The sequence below is a fragment of the Paracoccus endophyticus genome, from assembly GCF_003286075.1.
Taxonomy (GTDB): domain Bacteria; phylum Pseudomonadota; class Alphaproteobacteria; order Rhodobacterales; family Rhodobacteraceae; genus Paracoccus; species Paracoccus endophyticus.
Genome location: NZ_QLUV01000006.1, coordinates 1 through 23,399, shown reverse-complemented (window position 1 = coordinate 23,399; position 23,399 = coordinate 1). Strand labels below are relative to the sequence as shown.

The window sequence follows — 23,399 nt, the reverse complement described above, 5'->3', positions numbered from 1 at the left end:
CCGCGCCCGCGCGCTGTGGCCGCGCCTGGCCTCGCCGGACCCGTGGAACATCAAGGCCGCCGGTCGCCGCCTGCCGCGCCAACGGTGTTGAAAGGCCGAACCGCCATGGGATCGAAAGCGGCGAATGCGGGTTGAGTGGGCATGATCCAGCAGGAGAGATTGAGGATGACCATCACCGGCACGCGCCCTTGTGGCATGGACCAGGCCCCCTTGCGTTCGGTTGCACCCGCAACCCCGATGACGCGGCGCCACGCCGCACAGGGGGTGTGATCGTGGGGGTCCGGCTGAAGCCACTGTCCGAACAGGTCATCGTCGTCACGGGCGCGTCCAGCGGCATCGGGCTGGCGACCGCCCGCAGGGCGGCGCGTCAGGGCGCGTGTGTGGTGCTGGCGGCCCGCACCAAGCCGGCCCTGGACCAGGCGGTCGACGACATCACGGCCGCGGGCGGACAGGCGCTGGCCGTCGTTGCGGACGTGACCCGGCGCGACGACCTGGACCGCCTGGCGCGACAGGCGGTGGACCGCTTCGGGCGGATCGACACCTGGGTCAACAACGCCGGTGTCGGCATCTGGGGCGTGCTGGAGGAGGTCAGCGAGGCGGACATGCGCCAGCTGTTCGACATCAACTTCTGGGGGGTGGTGAACGGCTCGCTGGTGGCCATCCCGCACCTCGAGGCATCCGGCGGAGGCGCGCTGATCAACGTCGGCAGCGTCCTGTCCGACCGGGCGGCCCCGGTCCAAGGCATCTATTCCGCGTCCAAGCACGCGGTTCAGGGTTTCACGGATGCGCTGCGCGACGAACTGGGGCACCGGGGGGCGCAGGTCGCCGTCACCCTGATCAAGCCCTGGTCAGCCGCGACCCCGCTGAGCGAGCATGTGCGGAACTATACCGGGCATCAGCCGGTGCTGCCGCCCCCGGTGATCGACCCCGAGCGGGTCGCCGCGGCGGTGCTGCGCGCGGCCCGGCATCCGACCCGCTCGGCCTTTGTCGGCGCGGCGGGGCCGATGACCGCGGCCCTTGCCAACGTCGCGCCGGGCCTGCTGGACCGGGTCAGCGAGACGGTGCTGTTCGACATGCAACTGGGCGAGCCGACGACGGCCGGGTCCGACAATCTGTGGGACGGCAACGCCGACGCGCGGGTGCGCAGCCAGGGCAGCAGCAGCGCTGCGCCGGCGGTGATCCCCCGGTCGCTGGGCGGCCTGACCATCCCCCAGGCGCTGGCCGCCGCAGCGGGCGGATTTCTGGTGTATCGAACCCTGCGCCGTCGCTGACGGGCCGCAGAAATCGCCGGAACCGGCGGGCCACATGGCCCCCGTCGCGTTGCGGCGGGAAGCGCGCCGCAGGCCTGTCGCTGCGGTCGCAACCGAGGCACGCCCCATGCCCATCCGTTGGGCAAGGGGCGTGCGTTGTCCAGACGGCCCGAGGGATCGTTCGTCGAAAAGGCTTTCGCGCCGTCAGGCCGGCTTCATCTCGTGGAACGCCTCGAACACCAGCTTGGCCATCGGCTCGGCCGAGGCCGGGTTCTGGCCCGTCACCAGGTTGCGGTCGCGGATAGCGAAGGGTTCGAAGTCCGGGCCTGACACGTAGTGCGCGCCAAGGTCCTTCAGGCGGGTTTCCAGCAGGAACGGAACGGCCTGATCGAGGCCCATCGCGCGTTCCTCGCTGTCGGTGAACCCGGCGACACGGCGGCCGGCGACGACGGGACGGCCGTCCGCCCGGCGCGCGGCGACCAGGCCGGCCGGCCCGTGGCAGACCGCGGCCACGACCTTGCCGGCGGCATCGAAATCGGCCACCAGCTTTGCCAGGGCCGCGCTGTCGGGATAGTCGAACATCGTGCCGTGCCCGCCCGGCAGGACGACGGCGTCGAACGCCGCCGTGTCGAGCGTGTCGAACCGGGGCGTCGCCGCGATGCGGGCCTGGAAGTCGGCATCCTTCAGCGCGCGCTCGACCGAGGGATCGTTCTCGCCCGCGGGTTTCACGCTGCCGGGATCGACCGGCACCTTGCCGCCCTGGATCGAGGCCAGAGTGACCTCCGCCCCCGCGTCAAGGAACGCATAGTACGGGGTGGTCAGTTCCTCCAGCCAAAGGCCGGTCGGCCGTTCGTCGGCGCCCATCGTGGCGGCCGAGGTGGTGATGATCAGGATGCGTGGTGTCTTGTCCATCGTCTGTCTTTCTTTCTTCAAGGCTTGCAAACAAGCGGGTTGAAAGGGGCGGCGAGGTGCCGGGGCATCGGGGCGCCGGTGACGGGGGCCGTCCAGGGCATGGTGGTTCCTGTCCGGTCGCGCCGCCCCCGTGGCTGTAGAGGGCCAGAGGGCCTGCGGTCGGTTGGAGCCTGCGCTTTCCGCCACGCCCCCCTTCGTGCGGAGGTAACGCAGGCCGGCGCTGAACCGTTTCCGCCATGCGGAAATGGACTTGGCTCGGCAGCGCGGATTGCCCGGGTACCTGCCGGTCAGCCGCCTTGTGCGCAGGCGCCAGATCAGACCAAAGACATATTGCGCCGCAAAGCGGGACCATGCTTGGCTGCCCGGGTGATCCGATGTCGGGGCATCTCTGTCGCCCCAAGGCGGAAGGGGAGGTGCCAGGGGTTTCAGGCGTGCCCGGTCGCCGGGCCTTGCAGCCGGGTCTTGAACGATGCGCCATTGCGTGCGCCGCCAGCATCCCGGGCGGGCGTGGCCCGGCCCGCAGGACTGGGCACCGCGGTGCCCGTGCGAGGCCGCAGTCGCACGGGACCGCGGGAAAGCCGGTCATGATCCGCCCGATGGGCGGGCGGACGGCACGCGGTGTTGCGGAACAGGGTCCGGCGGGACCCGACTCACAAGGGGGGAATACGATGGCTCTGGACACTGAATCCCTGCCGCAAGGCCGTACCGCGGCCGACCGGCAGGTGCTGGACGCGCTGATCATCGGCGCGGGCGTCGCGGGACTTTACCAGTTGCACCAGCTGCGCCAGATGGGCCTGAAGGTTCGGGCCTACGACACCGCCAGCGATGTGGGGGGCACCTGGTACTGGAACCGCTATCCGGGCGCCAAGTTCGATTCCGAGGCCTACATCTATCAGTACCTGTTCTCGGAGGACCTCTACAAGAACTGGAGCTGGAGTTCGCGCTTTCCCGGCCAGCCCGAGATCGAGCGCTGGCTGGACTATGTGGCCGACAGCCTGGACCTGCGCCGCGACATCAGCTTTTCGACAACGATCACCAAGGCCGTCTTCGACGAGACCACCAACCGCTGGTCCGTCACCACCGACAAGGGCGAGGTGATCGACACGCAGTTCCTGATCACCTGCGGGGGCATGCTGTCGGCCCCCATGTCCGACATCTTCCCCGGCCAGGACAGCTTCAAGGGCCAGATCGTCCACACCTCGCGCTGGCCCAAGGAGGACATCGACCTTGCCGGCAAGACCGTGGGCGTCATCGGCATCGGCGCCACCGGCATCCAGGTGATCCAGACCATCGCCGACAAGGTGGCCGCGCTGAAGGTCTTCGTTCGGACCCCGCAGTATGTGCTGCCGATGAAGAATCCGTCCTATGGCCCCGAGGAGGTCGCCGCCTACAAGGCCCGGTTCGAGGAGTTGCGCGACACTCTGCCCAACACCTTCACCGGATTCGAATACGACTTTGAAAAGCAGTGGTCCGCGCTGACCCCCGAGGAACGCCGCGCGCATCTGGAGGACTGCTACCAGAACGGCTCGCTCAAGCTGTGGCTCGCGTCCTTCGGCGAGATGTTCTTCGACCCGGAGGTGAGCGAGCAGGTGTCCGAGTTCGTGCGCGAGAAGATGCGCGCCCGCCTGAAGGACCCGCGGCTGTGCGAGCTGCTGATCCCGACCGATTACGGCTTCGGCACCCACCGCGTCCCGCTGGAGACGAACTACCTCGAGGTCTATCTGCGCCCCAACGTCGAGGCGGTGCCGGTCAAGGACAACCCCATCGCCCGGATCGTCCCCGAGGGGATCGAGCTGGCGGATGGCACCCGCTACGATCTGGACGTCATCATCCTTGCGACCGGCTTCGATGCGGGGACCGGGGCGCTGACCCGCATCGACATCCGCGGCCGCGGCGGGCGTTCGCTGCGCGAGGACTGGGGGCGCGACATCCGCACCACCATGGGGCTGATGGTGCATGGCTATCCCAACATGTTCACGACGGCCGTGCCGCTCGCGCCCTCGGCGGCGCTGTGCAACATGACGACCTGCCTGCAGCAGCAGACGGAATGGATCACGGATGCGATCCGCACCATGCGCGAACAGGGCAAGACGGTGATCGAGCCCACCGCCGAGGGCGAGGACGCCTGGGTCAGGCACCATGACGAGACAGCCAGCGCGAACCTGATTTCCAGAACCAACTCGTGGTACCTGGGGTCGAACGTGCCGGGCAAGCCGCGCCGCGTGCTGTCCTATACCGGGGGCGTCGGCACCTATCGCCGCAAATGCGCCGAGGAGGCTGCGGCCGGCTATCCCAGCTTCACGATGGCATGAGGGGGCGGGCGGCGCCCGCACGAGGAGGTGCCGGCGCCGCCCTGAAACCGGAACTGCAGGGTCCACAGGGGGAGAGGACAGGATGAGCCAGGATTTCAGGGCCGCGGCCGATCGCGTGCTGAACGGCGTCGTCAGCGGCCAGCCGCGGGTGCCGGGCGTGGTGGCGATGGCGACGGACCGCAACGCCAATTTCTATGAGGGCGCGGCGGGTCTGCGCAGGGTGGACCGCGACCAGCCCATGACGACCGACAGCGTGTTTGCGCTGTTCTCGACCACCAAGGCGATCACGGCGACGGCGGCGCTGCAACTGGTCGAGGAGGGCAGGCTGGACCTGGACGCGCCCGCGGAAACCTATGCGCCCGACATCGGCACGCTGCAGGTCATCGAAGGCTTCGACGAGCAGGGCGAGCCGATGCTGCGCCCGCCCAGGCGCAAGGTCACGACCCGGCATCTGCTGACCCATACCGGGGGCTTCGGCTACGATTTCTTCAGCGAGACCTACAACCGGCTGGCGCAAGGCAAGGGCCAGCCCAGCGTCATCACCGCGTCCCGCGCGTCCATCATGACGCCGCTGCAATTCGACCCGGGCGAGCGCTGGGAATACGGCAGCAACATCGACTGGGTGGGCCAGGTCGTCGAGGGCATCGCCGGCAAGCGCCTGGGCGAGGTCTTCCAGTCGCGCATCTTCGAGCCGCTGGGCATCACCGACATGACCTTCGAGCTGACCGACCGGCTGCGCGCCCGCCTTGCAGGGATGCACGCCCGCAACGCGGACGGAAGCCTGACGCCGATGGACTTCGAGTTGCCCGACAAGCCCGAGATCCACATGGGCGGGCACGGGCTTTACGGGACCGTCGGCGACTACATGCGTTTCATCCGCATGTGGCTGAATGACGGCCGGGGCGAGAACGGGCAGGTCCTGCGGCCCGAGACGGTGGCCATGGCGGAACAAAACCAGCTTGGCGACCTGAAGGTCACGGCCCTGCCGGGCGTGATCCCGTCGCTGTCGAACGACGCCGAGTTCTTTCCGGGCCTGTCCAAGTCCTGGTCACTGCCCTTCATGGTCAACGACGAGGCCGCGCCCACGGGCCGGCCGGCGGGCGCGCTGGGCTGGGCCGGGCTTGCCAACCTGTTCTACTGGATCGACCGGCGCAACGGCGTCGGCGGCTTCTGGGCGACGCAGATCCTGCCCTTCGGCGACGCGACGTCCTTCACCGGCTATATCGACTTCGAGACGGCCTGGTACCGGTCGCAGCGGCAGGCGGCCTGACCAGCGGCCGGGACAGGCGCCTCCCGATGCCCGTCCCGGCCCCTGCGGCAGTCGATGGACTGCCACGCGGACACAGTCATCCACAGGAAAGGCGGACAGGACATGCCATGCTATCTCATCGCCGAGGTAAAGATCACCGATGACGCCTGGGTCCCGGACTATGCGGCGCAGGTCCACGACATCGTGGCCCGCCACGGTGGCCGCTATCTGTCACGCAGCGGCAAGATCGAGACGCTGGAGGGCGAAGGCCCCGATGCTTCGCTGGTGGCGCTGATCGAGTTCCCGTCGCGCGACGCGGCCATGGCCTTTGCGCAAAGCCCCGAATACGCACCCTTCGGCGCCGCGCGAAAGGCGGGCAGCGTCAGCAACTTCTATCTGATCGACGACAGCGACGCGGCGGGAACGATCCCCTACCTGAACAAAGGGTAGGCTGCGAGATCCTCAAGAAGTGCCGGGGAGTCGATCGGCACGCGTTGGCCGATTGCATCAGCGCAACCGGCCTGTCTGGCGGTGTCGGGCTGATCCTCGGCGTCTACAGCCGCTGGGTGTCACGGGCGCCGGCGCCGCTCTGCCCGTGCCCATGGCGCGCGGCGTGACACCCTGTTGCGCCCGCCCGCGCCCGTGCTGCGGCCCCCGATCAGGGCCGCGCACAACCGTTCAGGGTTGCCAGTCCAGAAAGTTCCCGATCAGCCGCAGGCCAATGGCTTGCGATTTCTCGGGGTGGAACTGGACGCCGGCGATGTTGTCGCGTGCGACGATGGCCGTGACCGGCCCGCCGTAATCCACAGTCGCGACCAGATTGTCGTCGCTGGCGGTCAGGAACTGCCAGGAATGCACGAAATACGCGTGATCGCCCTCGGCAATCCCGTCCAGCAGCGGGTGGGGGCGGTGGATCTGCAGGGCATTCCAGCCCATGTGGGGAATCTTCAGCCCCGGGTCGGCCGGGCTGATCCGCTGGATGCGGCCGCCGATCCAGCCAAGGCCGGGCGTCTCGCGGTATTCGAACCCTACATCGGCCAGCATCTGCATGCCGACGCAGATCCCCAGGAACGGCACGCCCCGCCCCAGCACGGCCTGTTCCAGGGCCTCGGTCATGCCGGGCACCGCGTCAAAGGCCGCGCGGCAGGCCGGAAACGCGCCGTCCCCGGGCAGGACGATGCGGTCGGCCGCGTGAACCACGTCGGGATCGGCGGTCACGATCACCTCGGCCCCGCGGTCGCGCCCGGCAAGGGCGAACGCCTTTTCCGCCGAATGCAGGTTGCCGCTGTCGTAATCTATGATCGCCACACGCATCGCGTCATCCCCTTCCTGCCGCCGTCCGGTTATCGGCGCGGGACCGTGCCTGCAAGCGCGCGGGGAACCGGCCGCGCAACGGGCAGGGCCCCGGCAGTCGGCCCCGGAAAACGCTAGAGCGCACCCTTGGTCGAGGGCAGCGCGTCCCCCATGCGCGGGTCCGGCTCGACCGCCTCGCGCAGGGCGCGGGCGACGGCCTTGAACGTCGCCTCGGCAATATGGTGGCTGTTGAACCCGCGCAGACGGTCCACGTGCAGGGTGATTCCGCCATGGACCGACAGCGCCTGAAAGAACTCTCGCACCAGCTGCGTGTCAAAGCTGCCGATCGTATCGGTGGGAAACGCGACGTCCCAGGCCAGGAACGGCCGCCCCGACAGGTCCAGCGCGGCGCGCACCAGCGTGTCGTCCATCGCCAGGTGGCAACTGCCATAGCGGCGGATGCCCCGCTTGTCGCCCAGCGCCTCGCGCAGGGCCTGACCCAGCGCGATCCCGCAATCCTCGACCGTGTGGTGGTCGTCGATGTGGCGGTCGCCGGTCGCGGCCAGGTCGATGTCGATCAGAGAATGGCGGCCCAGCTGGTCGATCATGTGATCGAAGAACCCGACGCCCGTGCGGCTGTTGTGACGCCCGGTGCCGTCGAGATCGACAGACACGGTGATGTCGGTTTCGGCGGTGGTGCGGGTGATCGTGGCGCGGCGCATGGCGAACCTTTCAACGGCGTGCCCGTCACTAGCCGAGGGCGGCGGTACGGGGCAACCCGGCTGTCACGCCAGCCACAGGTCGGCCTGGCGCAGGCGGTGGCGGATGGCCTGTTCGCGCGGGGCGACCGGCTCGTCCGCGAACATCGGCGCGATGCGCCGCTGGCCGATGCCGTCGCGGATCAGCCGGGCCGGCAACCAGCCGTCCAGCAGCGGCGCGATCTGCGGCAGGGCGGCGATCGCCTCGATCTCGTCCACGGCCGCCGCCGGGCCGCGCGCATAAAGCAGCGGCAGGTTGCGGTAATGCGTCGTGACCGGCCCGTCCATGCCGGACAGGTCCGGCCCAGGACGCCCGCCGCCCAGGCTGTGGACCACCAGCGGCAGGATGACCTGATCCAGCCAGGGGTCCAGCGACTGGCTGGCCAGCACGTCGCCGGGATCGTCGCGCACCGCGACCGCCCATTCGGTGAAGCGGCGCCCGAATTCGGCAGGGTCCGCGCCGATGAACCAGCCGGCGTTGAAATAAAGATGGCGTTCCCAGTGATCCGGCGGCTGCGCCCGGTCCAGCGAGCCCGCCATGTCCAGCCCGAAGCGGCGATAGAGAAAGTCCCAGATCGCCGCCATGTCGGGCCCGTACAGCGGCGGGACCGGCCAGGTGAACTCTCGCCGCATCGAGGCGGTGGGCCGGTCGAAGTCGAAGGGCACCGCGTCGATGTCGCCGGTGATGACCGTGTCGCTGTCCAGAAACAGGAACGGTCGGCCCGGGTCCAGCAGGGACAGCGCCTCGATCTTGTTGCCATGCGGATAGTGGCGGCCGAAATGGCGGGCGGACAGCGGGCGGATGTCGGCGCCCAGGTGCGACAGCGCCGCGCGGGCCGCGTCGGACATGCGGGGATCGGTGCCCGCCCATGCACCTGTCGGCTGCGGCTCGGCCACGATCAGCCGGCCGCGAAAGCCGGGGGCGTTGCGGCGCAGGCTGGCGGCAAGGATCGCGGCCTCGCGGTCGATGCCGCCGCCCTGCGCGACAATCAGGATGTCGAAGACGGGCGCGCGCTGGGCAGGGATCGCGGCCTGTTCGCCGCGCATGGCGTCCAGACCGTTTTCTGCCTGACGCGCATTCGGCTGGGCCGCAAGGCGGGCAGGGCCGTCTGTGTCCGCAAGAGCGGTGGTCCTGCGGGGGGCGCCGGCCTCCGCATCCGCGGCGGTGCGCCGCGTCTCGCGGCGGGCAGCGCGCTCTGCCTGATGTGCGGCGCGACGGGCTTCGCGTTCAGCAATGCGGGCCGCACGGCGCGCCGCGCGGGCGTCCGGGGAATCGGGGCTGCCGGGTTCGGATGGCCTTGGCGGTGTCGTCACGGGTCCGGCCCTTGTCCTGCGGGGGGCATCCCGCGACCCGCGCCGCCGGAAAGCGGGTGGTGGGCGACCCTGGAATCGAACCAGGCATGGGTCTCCCCGGCGGAGTTACAGTCCGCTGCCGCACCTTGCAGCACGTCGCCCGACGCCGGGGGTGATTAGCCGCGCCCATGGCAGCGGTCAAGCGAGAATCGGGCGCCTACCCGCCGCGGCGCGCCGCCCCCTGCGGCCAGACCTGCCCTGCGTTTCCGGCTTGCAGCGCGCCCTTGCCGCGCGCAGACAGGGCCATCCCCTGCCGGAGCCACGATGACCCAGCCGCCGCCCTTCGACAGCCGTCCCGATCACCGCGACGGACGCCCGGCCAAGACGAAAAAGCCCACCTGGGTGATCGACAAGGAACGCGCGCGGCGCGCGTCCGCAGCCGAAACCGTGTGGCTGTTCGGCCTGCATGCGGTGCGCGACGCCCTGGCGAACCCCGCGCGGCAGCGCCTGCGGCTGGTGCTGACGCGGAATGCGGCCGACAGGCTGGGCGAGGCGGTTCCGGCCTCGGGCATGACGCCCGAGATCGTGGATGCCCGGACCTTTGACCGCGCGGCGCCGCTGGCCCCTGACAGCGTCCACCAGGGCGCCGCGCTGGAGGTCAAGCCGCTGGCCTGGGGTCCGTTGTCCCGGATCGCGGCCGAGGGCACGGGGGGCGCGCGGCCGATGGTCGTGGCGCTGGACCGCGTGACCGATCCCCACAACGTGGGCGCCATCCTGCGGTCGGCCGAGGTCTTCGGCGCCCGCGCGGTCGTCGCCACCGCCCGCCACGCGGCCCCCGAAACGGGGGCGCTCGCCAAGACCGCCTCGGGGGCGCTGGAACGCCAGCCCTATCTGAGGGTGACGAACCTGGCCGAGGCGCTGAACGAGCTGAAGGCGATGGGCTATGTGGTGCTGGGCCTGGACGGATCCGGCGGCCAGACGCTGCCCGAGGCCCTGGCCGCCCTGGGAAACCGCGCCGTCTGCCTGGTCCTGGGCGCCGAGGGGCCGGGGCTGCGCGAAAAGACGCTGGACACCTGCGACCAGGTCGTCCGCATCCCGTATGCAGGCGGTTTCGGATCGTTGAACGTGTCGAACGCAGCCGCCGTCGCGTTGTATGCCGCAAGCCTGGGCGGCTGAACCAGCCGGCCGCGTCGCTGTGGCGACCCGGCAGCACGCTGCGTCACATCGGCGCGAGAGGACGCGCCCCGGCGTTGCGGACGCGGCGCGGGGGTGTCACATCAGAACCATGTCTCATGTCGCCAGATCCATCCTTGCCGGCCACGCGCCGGCAGGCCGCCGGGTGGCTGCCCTGCCTGTCATGGCCATGGCGCTGATGCTGGCGCTGCCGGCACTGGGCCAGACGGCCGCGCTGAACGGCATGGACGCGGTCAGCCTGCGCGACAGCGGCCGCGTCGTGGGGGGGCGTGCGAACATCGTGACGCATTGGCGCGGGGCGGTGTGGCACTTCACCAACGAGGCGAATCGGCAGGCGTTCGAATCGAATCCGCGGGCCTATGCGCCCGCGCTGGGCGGTTTTTGCGCCGTCGCCATGGCCGAGGGCCGAAAATTGAAGGGCGACCCGGCGCAATTCGTGATCGTGGACCAGCGCGTTTTCCTGACCCACGATGCGGCGGCGCGCGCACGAATGCAGGCAGATCCCCAAGGAATCGCGGCCCGCGCGATCGCGTCGTGGAAGCGCATCGGCCGGTGAAAACCCGCAGGACTATCAAGGCAAAGATCACATTGCCGAGAAAGGACTGGAACTTTAATCCGAACAGGCGCATTTTTATCACGAACGTGACCACGGAACGGTCATGTTCGGATCACTGTCCCTCGTTCCGCGACTTGCGCCCGGTCCCCGACCGGGCGCTTTTTCTTTCAGGAGGCCCCGTGACCGACGAGATCGCCCGCATCGTCCGCGAGACGCGCACCATTGCCGTGGTCGGCCTGTCCCCCAAGCCAGAGCGGCCCAGCCACGGTGTCGCACGCTTCCTTCAGAACAGCGGATTTCGCATCATCCCGGTCAATCCGGGACACGCCGGCAGCACGATCCTGGGAGAGACGGTCTACGCCTCGCTGTCGGACATTCCTGCCGACATCCCGGTCGACATGGTGGACGTGTTCCGCCAGTCGGAGGCTGTCCCGGCCATCGTGGACGAGGCGATCGCCTCGCTGCCGGGGCTCAGGACGATCTGGACCCAGATCGGCGTGCGCCACGACGAGGCTGCGGCGACGGCGCGCCAGGCGGGTCTGACCGTTGTGCAGAATCGCTGCCCCAAGATTGATTTTCCAGCCTATTTGCCGCGTCGCTGACCGCGCCGGATAGGCCGCGCCAACGCACCGCAGCGCGGCGCGCAGGGTGGCTGCATGCGGCCTTCCCCCCAGTTGACAGTGCGTGCCGGGCCTCCTAGATGGGCGTCACTGGCACTCGCTGGCAGTGAGTGCCAACAGCAGACACTGCAACCTGAAACGGAGTGTTTCGATGGCTTTCACCCCTCTTCATGACCGCGTCCTCGTGCGTCGCGTCCAGTCCGACGAAAAGACCAAGGGCGGGCTGATCATCCCCGACAGCGCCAAGGAAAAACCCGCCGAGGGCGAGATCGTCGCCGTGGGCGAGGGCGCGCGCAAGGACTCGGGCGAGCTGATCGCCCCTTCGGTCAAGGCCGGCGACCGCATCCTGTTCGGCAAGTGGTCGGGCACCGAGGTCACGCTGGACGGCGAAGAGCTGCTGATCATGAAGGAAAGCGACATCCTCGGGATCATCGCCTGATCCCTTGCAGGTTTCGCCTTCAACTCATTCAAAAGGATTAGATAAATGGCTGGCAAGGAAGTAAAGTTCGGCACTGACGCCCGCGACCGGATGCTCAAGGGCGTGAACATCCTGGCCGATGCGGTCAAGGTGACGCTGGGCCCCAAGGGCCGCAACGTGATCCTGGACAAGTCGTTCGGCGCGCCGCGCATCACCAAGGACGGCGTCACCGTCGCCAAGGAAATCGAACTGACCGACAAGTTCGAGAACATGGGCGCGCAGATGGTCCGCGAAGTCGCTTCGCGCACCAACGACGAGGCCGGTGACGGCACCACCACCGCGACCGTCCTGGCGCAGGCCATCGTCAAAGAGGGCATGAAGGCGGTCGCCGCCGGCATGAACCCGATGGATCTCAAGCGCGGCATCGACCTGGCCGTGACCAAGGTCGTCGAGTCGATCAAGGCGGCTTCGCGCCCGGTCAGCGACACTGCCGAAGTGGCGCAGGTCGGCACCATCTCGGCCAACGGCGAGTCCTTCATCGGCCAGCAGATCGCCGAGGCGATGCAGAAGGTCGGCAACGAGGGTGTCATCACCGTCGAAGAGAACAAGGGGATGGAGACCGAGGTCGAAGTCGTCGAGGGCATGCAGTTCGACCGCGGCTATCTGTCGTCCTATTTCGTGACCAACCCCGAGAAGATGGTCGCGGATCTGGAAGACGCCTATATCCTGCTGCACGAGAAGAAGCTGTCGTCGCTGCAGCCGATGGTCCCGCTGCTGGAAGGCGTGATCCAGACCGGCAAGCCGCTGCTGATCGTGGCCGAGGACGTCGAGGGCGAGGCGCTGGCCACGCTGGTCGTCAACCGCCTGCGCGGCGGACTGAAGGTCGCGGCCGTCAAGGCGCCGGGCTTTGGCGACCGTCGCAAGGCGATGCTGCAGGACATCGCGATCCTGACCGGCGGTCAGGTCATCAGCGAAGACCTGGGCATGAAGCTGGAAAACGTCGGCATCGACATGCTGGGCCGCGCCAAGAAGATCTCGATCACCAAGGACAACACCACCATCGTCGATGGCGCCGGTGAAAAGGCCGAGATCGAGGCCCGTGTCAGCCAGATCCGTCAGCAGATCGAGGAAACCACCTCGGACTATGACAAGGAAAAGCTGCAGGAGCGTGTGGCCAAGCTGGCCGGCGGCGTGGCCGTCATCCGCGTCGGCGGCATGACCGAGATCGAGGTCAAGGAGCGCAAGGACCGCGTCGATGACGCGCTGAACGCGACCCGCGCGGCCGTTCAGGAAGGCATCGTGGTCGGCGGCGGCGTGGCCCTGGTCCAGGGCGCCAAGGTGCTGGCCGGTCTGGAAGGCGCGAATGCCGACCAGAACGCAGGCATCGCGCTGGTCCGTCGTGCGCTGGAGGCGCCGATGCGCCAGATCGCCGAAAACGCGGGCGTCGATGGCGCCGTCGTGGCGGGCAAGGTGCGCGATTCCGACGACAAGACCTTCGGCTTCAACGCGCAGACCGAGGAATATGGCGACATGTTCAAGTTCGGCGTGATCGACCCGGCCAAGGTCGTCCGCACCGCGCTGGAAGACGCCGCCTCGGTCGCGGGCCTGCTGATCACGACCGAAGCCATGGTCGCCGAAAAGCCTGAAGCCAAAGGCGCCGGTGGCGGCATGGGCGGCGGCATGGGCGGCATGGGCGGCATGGACATGATGTGATCCATCCGCTGCCACCTGGCAGAGGACAGGAAGGGCGCCCACCGGGCGCCCTTTTTTCATGTCCGGCTATCGCTGGCGCCTTGCGCCGTGCCCCGGATCATCCGGCGCCCGAGGGGGACGCGCTGGATGACGCGTCCGCCGGACCCGGCGGCGCGCCCTCGGCCGGATTGTCGCCCGGGCCGAACCGCGCGATCATCCGCGACAGGATCAGGTCGCGCGTGGCGCGATAGCTTGCCAGCTTGGCCTCGCGCCCCTCGCCCAGGCCGCTGGGGTCCATGATCGGCCAGTATTCCACGTTCATGTGATAGACCCGGGTCAATTCCAGCGCCTGGCGCTGGCTTGCGGGCGACAGCGCCACGATCAGGTCGAATGCGCCCAGGTCGTCGCCCCAGTCGCGCATCTCGTCAAAGCTGCGGACCCGGTGGCGTGACAGCTCGACCCCGATCTCGTCGCAGACGGCGACCGCAAAGCCGTCGATCTCGTATTCGCTTTTGACGCCGGCCGACTGCACATAGGCACGCCGGCCGTAAAGCTTTTTCATGATCCCCTCGGCCATGGGCGAGCGAATCGCATTGTGGTCGCAGCAGAACAGGATCGACGAGGGGAAGGCGCCGTCAGTCATTCCCTCAGCTCGGCACCAGCGCGCAGATCAGGGTGAACAGCCGCCGGGCGGTGTCGATATCCAGGGTGGCCTTGCCGTCCAGCCGGTCCTGAAGCGTGCGCGCGCCCTCGTTGTGGATGCCGCGGCGGGCCATGTCGATCGCCTCGATCTGTGCCGGGGGCAGGCGCTTGACGGCCTCGAAATAGCTTTCGCAGATCTGGAAGTAATCCTTGACCACCTGCCGGAACGGACCCAGCGACAGATGGAACTCGGCCACCTTTTCGCCCGGATCGGTGGTCACGTCGAACACCAGCCGGCGTTCGCGGATGGCCAGCAGCAGCACATACGGGCCGGGCGGCGCCCGGTCCCCGCCGCGACCGGGCAGGACGAAGCTGTTGTCCTCGATCAGGTCGAAGATGGCGACGCGGCGCTCCTGTTCCAGCTCGGGCGAGGCCGGCGGTATGGCAGAGTCGTCGATCTCGATCCGGCAGAGGCGGTCCTTGTCGGTGGCAATCGTCATGGCGAACCCGTCACAATGGCAGCGTCCAGCCTGCCGACCGGCACCGTCCGGGGGAATGCGCCGGATTTCAAGGCCCGATCGCGCGACGAAGGGGATCGCCGTCAACGGCCGTTGATCCGGGCCAGCCGGGCCGCGACGGACCGGGCGTGGGCACCCAAGCCCTCGGCCTGTGCAAGCGTCACCGCCGCGGGCCCGATCGCCGCCAGCGCGGCAGGCGTCAGCCGCGACAGGGTCGTGCGCTTGAGGAAATCCTGCACCGACAGCCCCGACGAGAACCGCGCCGAGCGCGCCGTGGGCAGGACGTGGTTCGGCCCCGAGACATAGTCCCCCGCGGCCTCGGGCGTCCAGCCGCCCATGAAGATCGCCCCCGCATGGCGGGTCTGCGCGGCCAGCGCCGCGGGATCGTCCACGCACAGCTCCAGATGCTCGGGGGCGATGCGGTTGCTGAGGCGCGCGGCCTCGGCCAGGTCGCGGGTGACGATGATCGCGCCGTGGTCGCGCCAGCTTGCGCCGGCGATGGCGGCGCGGGGCAGGGTGGGGAGCAGGCGGTCCACCTCGGCCGCGACGGCCTGCGCCAGGGCGGCATCGGGGGTCATCAGGATCGACTGCGCGTCGGCGTCGTGTTCGGCCTGTGCCAGCAGGTCCAGCGCCAGCCATTCGGGGTTCTGCGCGCCCTGGGCGATCACCAGCACCTCGGACGGCCCCGCGATCATGTCGATGCCGACGCGGCCGAAGACCTGGCGCTTGGCGGCGGCGACATAAGCATTGCCCGGCCCGGTGATGATGTCCACCGGCGCGATGGTCGCTGTGCCGTAGGCCATGGCGGCGATGGCCTGCGCCCCGCCGATCCGGCAGATCTGGTCCACGCCCGCCAGACGGCAGGCCAGCAGCACAAGCGGGTTCAGCACGCCGTCCGGGGTCGGCACGCAGACCATCAGCCGGCCCACCCCCGCGACCCGCGCCGGGATCGCGTTCATCAGGACCGAGGACGGATAGCTGGCCTGCCCGCCCGGCACATACAGACCCGCCGCATCGACCGGGGTCCAGCGCCAGCCCAGCTCGGCCCCCGTCTCGTCGGTCCACATCGCGTCAGCCGGGCGCTGGCGGTCGTGATAGGCGCGGATGCGTCCGGCGGCCAGCGCCAGCGCCGCGGCCTGGTCGGCGGGGACGGCGGCGACGGCGGCGTCGATTTCGTCGGGTGACAGGATCAGGCGGTCGGCGGTCAGATCAAGGCGGTCGAAGCGCGCGGTATAGTCCAGCACCGCGGCGTCGCCACGCGCGCGGACATCCGCCAGGATCGCCGACACGACGTCGTGGACGTCGGCCGAGTCCTCGCGCTTGGCGGCCAGCATCGCGGCAAAGCCGGCTTCGAAATCGGGATCGGCAGTGGTCAGCGTGACGGGCATGGCAGGCGGCCTTTCGACGGGTGCCGGGGTGTTAGCGGGCCGCGCGGGCGCTCTCAAGGGCGGCCTGTCAGACCTCGTGGCGAGGGGCCGCGCCCGAGACGGCGCGATGCGGGCGCGCCACGTCGCGCAGATCGACGTTCACACATTCGGCGTCCACGGCGATGGTGCCGTCGCCGGCAAACCGCAGGTGCAGCGTCCCGGTGCCGTCCTCGCCCGGCTGCCACGACAGGTCCAGCAGCGACAGCACGGTGGCCGCGTCGTCGCGCGGGATGCCGTCATGGCGCACCCGCAGCGCGTCACCGATGACCAGCAGCGCGCGCACGCGTTCATAGGGGCGGCCCTCGGCGCGGGCGGCCTCGGCGTCCTCCCAGCGAAAGCGGCTGACCAGCAGCGCCAGCCGCCGGGCGCGCGTGTCGTGGCGAATGTCGCCGACGGTCAGCACCGCGTCCTGCGCCAGCGCCGCCAGAACCGGCAGGTCCTCGGGCGATTCGGCCCGGATCGCCAGCACCTGCGCGGGGTCCCCTTCGGCAAAGCTGGCGTCGGCGGCAAGCCGTGTGTCAGTCATGGGTCGGGGCCTCCTTGATGCGCTCGATGTCGGCACCAACGCCGCGCAGCTTGCGCACGACCTTCTCATACCCCCGGTCCAGGTGATAGACGCGGCTGACCACCGTCTCGCCCTCGGCCGCAAGGCCCGCCAGGATCAGGCTGACGCTGGCGCGCAGGTCGGTCGCCATCACCGGCGCGCCCTTCAGGCGATCGACGCCCGAAACGCGCGCGTGGCCGCCATGCACGTCGATCCGCGCACCCATGCGGGCCAGTTCGGGGGCGTGCATGAACCGGTTCTCGAAGATCGTCTCCTCGAGGTCGCTGACGCCCTCGGCGGTGCACATCAGGGCCATCATCTGCGCCTGCAGGTCGGTCGGAAAGCCGGGGAACGGCTCGGTCACGACATCGACGGCGCGGATGCGGCCATTCTTGCGGCTGACGGTCAGGCCGCGGGCGTCCTCGGTCACCGAGATGCCCGCCTCGTCCAGCTTTTCACTGAAGGCATGCACCAGGTCGATCCGCCCACCCAGGCAGGTGACCGTGCCGCCGCAGATCGCGGGGGCGAGCATGTAGGTGCCCAGTTCGATCCGGTCGGTGACGACCGGATGGGTGGCGCCCCCCAGCCGGTCCACGCCCTCGATGGTGATGGTGGACGTGCCCTCGCCGTCGATCCGGGCGCCCATGCGGCGCAGGCAATGCGCCAGGTCGACGATCTCGGGCTCGCGCGCGGCGTTCTTCAGCACGGTCGTGCCCCGGGCGAGCGTCGCGGCCATCAGCGCGTTCTCGGTGGCCCCGACCGAGACGATGGGAAATTCGATCACCGCGCCGCGCAGACCGCCGGCAGGGGCCTTGGCGTGGACATAGCCCTCGCGCAGGTCCAGGTCCGCCCCCATCGCCTGCAAGGCCCGCAGATGCAGGTCCACCGGCCGCGCCCCGATCGCGCATCCGCCCGGCAACGACACGATCGCATGGCCGTCCCGCGCCAGCATCGGTCCCAGCACCAGGATCGAGGCGCGCATCTTGCGCACGATGTCGTAATCGGCGGTGTGGCTGGTCAGGTCATGGCTGGACAGCGCCAGCACCTGCCCGTCCTGCAGGCTGGCGACCTCGGCCCCCAGCGACCCCAGCAGGGCGGTCATCGTGCGGATGTCCGACAGGCGGGGGGCGTTGGTCAGGGTCAGCGGCTGATCGGTCAGCAGCGTCGCGGGCATCAGCGTCAGGCAGGCGTTCTTGGCCCCGGCAATCGGGATCTCGCCATTCAGCGGACCGTTGCCGCGCACCAGAATCGTATCCATCAGTCCTCGCTTTCGGGCCGCTGCGGGGTCTGCCCCGTGGCGGTGTCGTCGTTCTCCGCGCGGCTGCGCGCCTGCGCCTTGCGGCGCGCCAGATTGGCCCGCAGGGCGGCGGCGCGCCGGTCTGCCGTCCCCTTGGCGGCCGGACGGCGCGCGAAAGTGGCCCCGTCCGGGGGCGCGCCGTCTGCTGGGGGATCGGTGTCGCGCGTCATGGGGGGGTGTTACAAGCGCAACCGCCCCCCGTCCAGAACGCAGCGGGTGACGGCACGGCTGCACCGGCACAACCCCGCCGCGGCTGCCCCGGCACGCATTTCACCATCCTCCCGCTTTCCCCCTTGCGCTGCCGCAACCTTCGCTCTAAATCCGCCCGCACGGCTGGAAACAGCCGCCGGCGCTGTGGTAGCTCAGTGGTAGAGCACTCCCTTGGTAAGGGAGAGGTCGAGAGTTCAATCCTCTCTCACAGCACCATAACTCAGCGGGTTTCTCGGCGTCGCGTGCAGTTACCCGCACAGCCATTCTCTCCCTTCCATGATCCCGACAGCCCATTCCTGATGATACGGGCTGTGGTGCCAGTGGTGCTCGCCGATCGTCTCAGCGGACGTGTCGAAGTATTCCGCCGCATCCTGGACATGCAGGCTGTCCTGGCTTGCCCAGGTGATTGCCGTGTGCTTGAGGACATGCGGGGTGACGCCCTCGCTGCCGGCGCGCTTGACCGCCCTGGTGATGCCCGTCTTGACACGGGCAACGGGTTTGCCCGGAACAGGATGCCGTGAGTGCCGCGCCGGTGTGCCCAGCGGCGCAGGTGGCCTCTCGATTGGCGCGGGATGCGGATGCGGCCCCGTCGCTTGGTCGTCTCCGCCTGCCCCTTAGCCCGAAAGCGGATCAGCCTTCGGCCTGCCGCCATGGCCTGGGGCCCGTTGGCGTTCGTTGCGAGATGTTGCCGGGCGCGCAGGTCGTTGCGCCCAGCGTGCGGCGCATCCTTTATACCCTTGCCGCAAGGCTAGTGGTGCAGGCGCCTCGCGTGCCGGCTTCGACCGCGTTCTGCCCTTGGCCACAGCAGCGCGGCCACGCTGACCACCGCGACGGCGACGGCGGCCTTGCGGACCAGACCGGTCCTGTTGTGCCGCCACTCGGCGCGCAGGCCCATCTCGCCGGGGATGTCGGGAATGTGACCCCGGGCAAGATCCTCGGCCAGCCCCTCGACCATGTTCACCCGGTCCGCGCCCAGCAGCATCAGCCAGTGGCGCCAGTCGGATTCGCTGTAGGCGAAGGCCGCGCGCCGGATCGCCCCGCTGAGGCCGCGGGGGGGTGTCGAGGTGCCGACCACCGCCGGCAGGCGGTTGTGCTCGATCGAGCAAAGGACCTCGACCTGCGGGTCCTGCAGCGGCGGCCGTTCCCAGTCCATGGGCCGGCCACCTTCCTCGCGGTGGCGCATGGGATAGGTCGGGTCATTGCGGCGGTCGGCGTCCACGCCCCAGCCGGGCACCGTGGCTGGGTCGATCGCCCGCGCAGGGGGTCTGGCGAGATCGGTCATGCGAACTTCCCTTCTCAGATGCCGTTGGGATAGAGGACCGGCTTGATGCAGTCGTCGAGCTTGCCCGAGAAGATGCGGTAGCCGTCCGACACGTCCTCAAGACTCATGCGGTGGGTGATCAGCGCCTTGGGGTCGATCCGGCCCTCGCGCACATGCTCGATCAGTCGCGGCAGCAGGCGCTTGACCGAGGCCTGGTTGGCCCGGACCGTGATCCCCTTGTTCAGAACGTTGCCGATCGGAACCATGTTGCCGGTGGGGCCATAGACCCCCACGATCGACACGATCCCACCCTTCTTGACCGAGTTGATCGCCCAATGCAGCGGAATGGCCGAGCCTGCCTCGAGCTTCAGCTTGACGCCGAACAGCGTGTGCAGCGCGTTGCCGGTCGCGTCGCCGCCCACCGCATCGATGCAGACATCCGCGCCCAGCGAGTCGGTCTGCTTCTTGATGAAGACCGCCATGTCGTCGATCTCGCGGAAGTTATACACCTCGGCCGGGCAATAGCGACGGGCGAAGTCCAGGCGATACTCGATCTCGTCGATGACGATCACCCGCCCCGCGCCGAAGAGCCAGGCGCAACGCGCGGCCATGATGCCGACCGGCCCCGCGCCGAAGACGACCACCGTGTCGCCGGTCTGGATGCCGCCCATCTCGGCGGCCTGATAGCCGGTCGGGACCACGTCGGTCAGCAGCACCGCGTCGTCGGGGTCCATCCAGTCGGGGATCAGCGTCGGCCCGACATCGGCATAGGGCACCCGCACATACTGCGCCTGGCCCCCGTCATAGCCGCCCGCCGTGTGGGAATAGCCAAAGATCGCCCCCACCGCCGTCGCCTGCGCGTTCGATTCGTGGCAGTTGCCGAACAGCCCCTGCCTGCAGAAATGGCACTGCCCGCAGGCGATGTTGAAGGGAACAAGGACGTGGTCGCCGGGACGCAGGTTTTCGACGGCGGGGCCGACCTCCTCGACGATGCCGCAGAACTCGTGCCCGAAGGTCATGCCGATGCGGGTGTCCGGCATGAGGCCGTGATAAAGATGAAGGTCCGACCCGCAGATGCACGATCGCGTCACGCGCACGATGGCATCGCGGGGATGCAGGATCACGGGCTCGGGCTTTTGGGCCGCGCGGACGCGGTAAGGTCCCCTGTAATCGGCAGCCAGCATGCGGGGCTCCTGAAGTTCGTTGCTGTCAGCCCAACGGTGCCGCGCCCCCTGAGTTCCCGGGACCCCTTCGACAGGTTGTGGGCAGCGCCATCCTTGGGTCGGCTTGCCTAACCCCGAGAGAGCAGGCAAGGCGCGGGACACTCTGGTCGCCATGAGGGGGGTCTTGCGGCCGCCGCTGCGGCCGGCCCGACGCACGGGTTGAAAACGTTGGATGTCCGCCAGAATGACCGCAGCAGGCCGGGGAAAGGATCAACCCCCGTTCCGTCTGCGCGCCGAGGTCCTGTGGCGAAGGAAAAAGCGCAGCATCTGGGCCGATGCGTCAGGTCCCGTCGGGTCGGTGAAGCGGCCGGCCGATGAGCCGCCGGACCAGGCGTGGCCTGCCCCTGTCACGGTCCACTGCTCGACCCAGGGGCGCCCCCGCCCCACCCGATGCACCGTTCTGACATAGGCGCGGCCATCGGGCACCTGACCTGCGGTCTCGGTCCGGCCAAGCCTCGGAAACGGCTCCAGCGCGCGAAAGGCGATGAGGCGCCCGTTGCGGGGATTGACGACATGATCCGCGCTGCCGTGAAAGACGATGGTGGGAACCGGCGCGGTCGGGCGCAGTCCCAGGCCGCCGCGCTGCATGGCGACCACGGCAGAGATCCTGTCATGCGCGGCGCCTGTCGGCAGCCCCGAATGCGCCCCGGCCGCGGCAAAGAGGTCGGGATAGGCATGGGCCACGATCAGCGCCATCGACGCGCCGGCGGACAGTCCCGCAACATAGACGCGGGCCGGATCGGCGCCGTGGCGTTCGATGACATGGCGGGTCAGGCTGGCCATCAGCGCCGGCTCGCCTGCGCCGCGCCCCTGGTCGCCCGGCCGGAACCAGTTCCAGCATCGGTTCGCATGGGCCTCGCGCGGCTGCGCCGGATAGACCACCAGCACGCCGAACGCCTCGGCCAAAAGGTTCATTCGCGTGCCCTTGGCGAAATCGTCCGGGGTCTGGCCGCAGCCGTGCAGCATGACCAGCAGGGGCGGCGGCTTCGCCGAGGCGGCTGCGCTGGCAGGCGTGAAGATCTTGTAGCGCCGCTCGCCATGCTCGCAGGTGTGGACCGCCGCCCTGAACGATGACCCCTGCGCGGCCTTGCCACTGCGCGCGCTGCCGGGAGCGGCACGTCCGCTGGTGGCTGGTTTTGCGGCGGCACCCGCCGGGGCCGTGGGCGTTTTCGATCGTCCTGTCGCGCTGGCCTTCGGCCCTGCGGCCTTGGCGGTTGGAGAGGGCTTGAGCGCAGCCAGCCCGAGCATGACGTCCACAGCACTGGCCAGGGCAGACGGGGGCTTGCGGTGGCGCGGCGCTTTCCCACCCCGGCGCTGAGGCTTGAACAGTCGGATCATGCGACCTCAGAATCAATCGAGCCGGTCCAGTGGCACGCGCCACAGGGTGCCGCAAGTGACTTTGTCCGGCCGCCGCCGGTCTTGTCTGGAACCGGATCTGCTCCTCACGCCTGTGTCTGCACGTCAAGGCCTGCACGATGCGGCGCCCGATCATCGGAAGGATCCTGAATGTCGATCCGTCTCTTCGTCTTTGATGCCTATGGCACCCTGTTCGATGTGGCGGCCGCTGCCCGCCAGGCCGCCGCCGAGCCGGGGGCAGAGGCGTGGGCCGGCCGCTGGATGGCGCTTGCCGGCCACTGGCGGCGCAAGCAGCTGGAATACACCTGGATCCGGGCCGCGGCCGGGTCCCATGCCGATTTCTGGCAGGTCACGCAGGATGGGCTTGACTGGGCGCTCGAGGCCGAGGCGATCGATGACCCGCAGCTTCGGCAGCGGCTGCTCAACCTTTATCATGAGCTTCCGGCCTTTCCCGAGGTCCCCGAGGTTCTGCGCACGCTCAAGGAGCAGGGCTTCACTCTGGCGATCCTGTCCAACGGCTCGCCCCCGATGCTGCAGGCGGCGGTGGCGTCTGCGGGGCTGGGGCCTTTCCTGGATGCGGTCCTGTCAGTCGAGGAGGTGGGCGTCTTCAAGCCGGACCCTGCGGTTTACGCAATGGTCGGCGCGCGCTTCGGCACCGCGCCTGCGGGGACGGGCTTTGTGTCGTCGAATGGCTGGGACGCCTGCGCGGCCGCGGCCTTTGGTTTCCACTCGATCTGGGTGAACCGCGAAAGCGCGCCGATGGACCGCCTGCATGGCCGACCTGCGCATCAGCTGTCGGACCTGCGTGCGCTGCCTGACCTAGCAGCCGGGCTGGGCGACACGGACCGCCGCAGCGATCCGCCCGCCTAGTCTGCCCTTTCGGCACGGCGCGGCACCAGTCCCCTTCGCCGTCGCGGCGTGTTGACAGCACCTCAAAGGAACATCCGCCACCCTGCCCGTTGTCGGCACACGCGCGGTGCAGCAGACTGCGCCGCCTGCCGCTGATGCTGACCACGTGTGACGGCTGACCCGAGTGCTCATCCGACGCGCTGTTCCGTCCACGCGGGTCGCAGAGAAGGCCCTTCGGATGTCCGGGCTTTACCCCGCAATGAAGTCGCGCACGAAGGCGGTCGCGGGGCGGGTGCGGATGTCCTGAGGGCGGCCGATCTGCTCGATGCGGCCCATGGACATGACGACCACCAGATCGGCCAGCTCCATCGCCTCGTCTTGATCGTGGGTGACGAAGATCGTGGTCAGGCCGGTCTCGTCGTGGATTTCCCGCAGGCCCTGGCGCAGTTCCTTGCGGACCTTGGCGTCCAGCGCCCCGAAGGGCTCGTCCAGCAGCAGCATCCGCGGCTCGATGGCCAGCGCGCG

Annotated in this window: 23 protein-coding genes, 2 tRNA genes and 1 pseudogene; 11 read left to right on the top strand and 15 right to left on the bottom strand. The window is 69.2% G+C overall.

From position 1 onward, the window contains the following. Positions 1–272: 272 nt before the first annotated feature. Positions 273–1,271: an SDR family oxidoreductase gene (locus tag DPQ23_RS08785; RefSeq protein WP_112874451.1), complete on the top strand. Its 999-nt coding sequence runs from the start codon at positions 273–275 to the stop codon at positions 1,269–1,271. 183 nt (positions 1,272–1,454) lie between these two features. On the opposite strand, the gene DPQ23_RS08780 is transcribed toward DPQ23_RS08785, so the two are convergent. Then, the gene (locus DPQ23_RS08780) at positions 1,455–2,162 is read right to left on the bottom strand and encodes a type 1 glutamine amidotransferase domain-containing protein (protein WP_112874330.1); all 708 of its coding nucleotides are present in this window, start codon (positions 2,160–2,162) and stop codon (positions 1,455–1,457) included. Between the two features lie 668 nt (positions 2,163–2,830). Here DPQ23_RS08780 and DPQ23_RS08775 point away from each other — a divergent pair. The 3 genes from DPQ23_RS08775 to DPQ23_RS08765 all read left to right on the top strand — a co-directional run bounded on the left by DPQ23_RS08775 (position 2,831) and on the right by DPQ23_RS08765 (position 6,173). After that, on the top strand, positions 2,831–4,474 hold the full coding sequence (locus DPQ23_RS08775) for a flavin-containing monooxygenase (protein ID WP_112874329.1): 1,644 nt from the start codon (positions 2,831–2,833) through the stop codon (positions 4,472–4,474). An 82-nt stretch (positions 4,475–4,556) separates the two neighbouring features. After that, entirely contained in the window at positions 4,557–5,744 is a 1,188-nt protein-coding gene (acmB, locus tag DPQ23_RS08770) for a methyl acetate hydrolase AcmB (RefSeq protein ID WP_112874328.1), read from the top strand. Positions 5,745–5,846: 102 nt separating this feature from the next. After that, entirely contained in the window at positions 5,847–6,173 is a 327-nt protein-coding gene (locus DPQ23_RS08765) for a DUF1330 domain-containing protein (protein ID WP_112874327.1), read from the top strand. A gap of 228 nt (positions 6,174–6,401) precedes the next feature. On the opposite strand, the gene hisH is transcribed toward DPQ23_RS08765, so the two are convergent. The 4 genes from hisH to DPQ23_RS08745 all read right to left on the bottom strand — a co-directional run bounded on the left by hisH (position 6,402) and on the right by DPQ23_RS08745 (position 9,229). Further along, positions 6,402–7,037, bottom strand: a complete 636-nt coding sequence (gene hisH, locus DPQ23_RS08760) for an imidazole glycerol phosphate synthase subunit HisH (protein ID WP_112874326.1) — start codon at positions 7,035–7,037, stop codon at positions 6,402–6,404. Between the two features lie 113 nt (positions 7,038–7,150). Next, positions 7,151–7,738 (bottom strand): imidazoleglycerol-phosphate dehydratase HisB, encoded by a 588-nt coding sequence (gene hisB, locus DPQ23_RS08755; RefSeq protein WP_112874325.1) that lies wholly within the window; start codon positions 7,736–7,738, stop codon positions 7,151–7,153. A gap of 63 nt (positions 7,739–7,801) precedes the next feature. Next, on the bottom strand, positions 7,802–8,821 hold the full coding sequence (locus tag DPQ23_RS08750) for a hypothetical protein (protein ID WP_112874324.1): 1,020 nt from the start codon (positions 8,819–8,821) through the stop codon (positions 7,802–7,804). 324 nt (positions 8,822–9,145) lie between these two features. After that, positions 9,146–9,229: transfer RNA gene (locus tag DPQ23_RS08745), tRNA-Tyr, on the bottom strand. A 162-nt stretch (positions 9,230–9,391) separates the two neighbouring features. Between DPQ23_RS08745 and rlmB the strand changes: the two genes are divergently transcribed. The 5 genes from rlmB to groL all read left to right on the top strand — a co-directional run bounded on the left by rlmB (position 9,392) and on the right by groL (position 13,568). After that, a complete protein-coding gene (gene rlmB / locus DPQ23_RS08740; protein WP_112874323.1) occupies positions 9,392–10,243 on the top strand; it encodes a 23S rRNA (guanosine(2251)-2'-O)-methyltransferase RlmB in 852 nt (283 codons plus the stop codon). Positions 10,244–10,406: 163 nt separating this feature from the next. Then, complete coding sequence (locus DPQ23_RS08735; protein ID WP_240602593.1) at positions 10,407–10,817, top strand: YHS domain-containing (seleno)protein; 411 nt, start codon at positions 10,407–10,409, stop codon at positions 10,815–10,817. 179 nt (positions 10,818–10,996) lie between these two features. Next, positions 10,997–11,419 (top strand): CoA-binding protein, encoded by a 423-nt coding sequence (locus DPQ23_RS08730; RefSeq protein WP_112874321.1) that lies wholly within the window; start codon positions 10,997–10,999, stop codon positions 11,417–11,419. A gap of 169 nt (positions 11,420–11,588) precedes the next feature. Then, positions 11,589–11,876, top strand: coding sequence for a co-chaperone GroES (locus DPQ23_RS08725; protein ID WP_112874320.1), 288 nt, complete (start codon positions 11,589–11,591; stop codon positions 11,874–11,876). 45 nt (positions 11,877–11,921) lie between these two features. Continuing rightward, a complete protein-coding gene (gene groL, locus DPQ23_RS08720) occupies positions 11,922–13,568 on the top strand; it encodes a chaperonin GroEL (protein WP_112874319.1) in 1,647 nt (548 codons plus the stop codon). A 97-nt stretch (positions 13,569–13,665) separates the two neighbouring features. On the opposite strand, the gene DPQ23_RS08715 is transcribed toward groL, so the two are convergent. The 6 genes from DPQ23_RS08715 to DPQ23_RS08690 all read right to left on the bottom strand — a co-directional run bounded on the left by DPQ23_RS08715 (position 13,666) and on the right by DPQ23_RS08690 (position 18,145). Next, complete coding sequence (locus DPQ23_RS08715) at positions 13,666–14,190, bottom strand: arsenate-mycothiol transferase ArsC (RefSeq protein ID WP_112874318.1); 525 nt, start codon at positions 14,188–14,190, stop codon at positions 13,666–13,668. A gap of 4 nt (positions 14,191–14,194) precedes the next feature. After that, positions 14,195–14,689 carry a UPF0262 family protein gene (locus DPQ23_RS08710; RefSeq protein ID WP_112874317.1) on the bottom strand — a complete coding sequence of 165 codons (495 nt, stop codon included), beginning with the start codon at positions 14,687–14,689 and terminating at the stop codon, positions 14,195–14,197. Between the two features lie 101 nt (positions 14,690–14,790). Then, complete coding sequence (hisD, locus tag DPQ23_RS08705) at positions 14,791–16,095, bottom strand: histidinol dehydrogenase (RefSeq protein WP_112874316.1); 1,305 nt, start codon at positions 16,093–16,095, stop codon at positions 14,791–14,793. 67 nt (positions 16,096–16,162) lie between these two features. Beyond that, positions 16,163–16,660, bottom strand: a complete 498-nt coding sequence (locus DPQ23_RS08700; RefSeq protein ID WP_112874315.1) for a DUF2948 family protein — start codon at positions 16,658–16,660, stop codon at positions 16,163–16,165. Continuing rightward, positions 16,653–17,936 carry a UDP-N-acetylglucosamine 1-carboxyvinyltransferase gene (murA, locus tag DPQ23_RS08695; RefSeq protein ID WP_112874314.1) on the bottom strand — a complete coding sequence of 428 codons (1,284 nt, stop codon included), beginning with the start codon at positions 17,934–17,936 and terminating at the stop codon, positions 16,653–16,655. The genes DPQ23_RS08700 and murA overlap by 8 nt, the downstream gene beginning before the upstream one ends. Continuing rightward, the gene (locus DPQ23_RS08690) at positions 17,936–18,145 is read right to left on the bottom strand and encodes a hypothetical protein (RefSeq protein WP_112874313.1); all 210 of its coding nucleotides are present in this window, start codon (positions 18,143–18,145) and stop codon (positions 17,936–17,938) included. Before DPQ23_RS08690 ends, murA begins: the two co-directional genes overlap by 1 nt. Before the next feature lie 181 nt (positions 18,146–18,326). On the opposite strand from DPQ23_RS08690, the gene DPQ23_RS08685 reads away from it, so the two are divergent. After that, positions 18,327–18,401, top strand: a tRNA-Thr gene (locus tag DPQ23_RS08685). Positions 18,402–18,933: 532 nt separating this feature from the next. Here DPQ23_RS08685 and DPQ23_RS08680 read toward each other — a convergent pair. The 3 genes from DPQ23_RS08680 to DPQ23_RS08670 all read right to left on the bottom strand — a co-directional run bounded on the left by DPQ23_RS08680 (position 18,934) and on the right by DPQ23_RS08670 (position 22,007). Continuing rightward, positions 18,934–19,467: a hypothetical protein gene (locus DPQ23_RS08680; RefSeq protein ID WP_112874312.1), complete on the bottom strand. Its 534-nt coding sequence runs from the start codon at positions 19,465–19,467 to the stop codon at positions 18,934–18,936. A 14-nt stretch (positions 19,468–19,481) separates the two neighbouring features. After that, a complete protein-coding gene (locus DPQ23_RS08675; RefSeq protein WP_112874311.1) occupies positions 19,482–20,630 on the bottom strand; it encodes a zinc-dependent alcohol dehydrogenase in 1,149 nt (382 codons plus the stop codon). 249 nt (positions 20,631–20,879) lie between these two features. Further along, on the bottom strand, positions 20,880–22,007 hold the full coding sequence (locus DPQ23_RS08670; RefSeq protein WP_240602592.1) for an extracellular catalytic domain type 1 short-chain-length polyhydroxyalkanoate depolymerase: 1,128 nt from the start codon (positions 22,005–22,007) through the stop codon (positions 20,880–20,882). Positions 22,008–22,175: 168 nt separating this feature from the next. On the opposite strand from DPQ23_RS08670, the gene DPQ23_RS08665 reads away from it, so the two are divergent. Then, the gene (locus DPQ23_RS08665) at positions 22,176–22,895 is read left to right on the top strand and encodes a haloacid dehalogenase type II (protein WP_112874309.1); all 720 of its coding nucleotides are present in this window, start codon (positions 22,176–22,178) and stop codon (positions 22,893–22,895) included. 228 nt (positions 22,896–23,123) lie between these two features. Here the strand turns inward: DPQ23_RS08665 and DPQ23_RS08660 are convergent. Then, positions 23,124–23,399, bottom strand: a pseudogene (locus DPQ23_RS08660) (putative 2-aminoethylphosphonate ABC transporter ATP-binding protein); the annotation flags it as partial.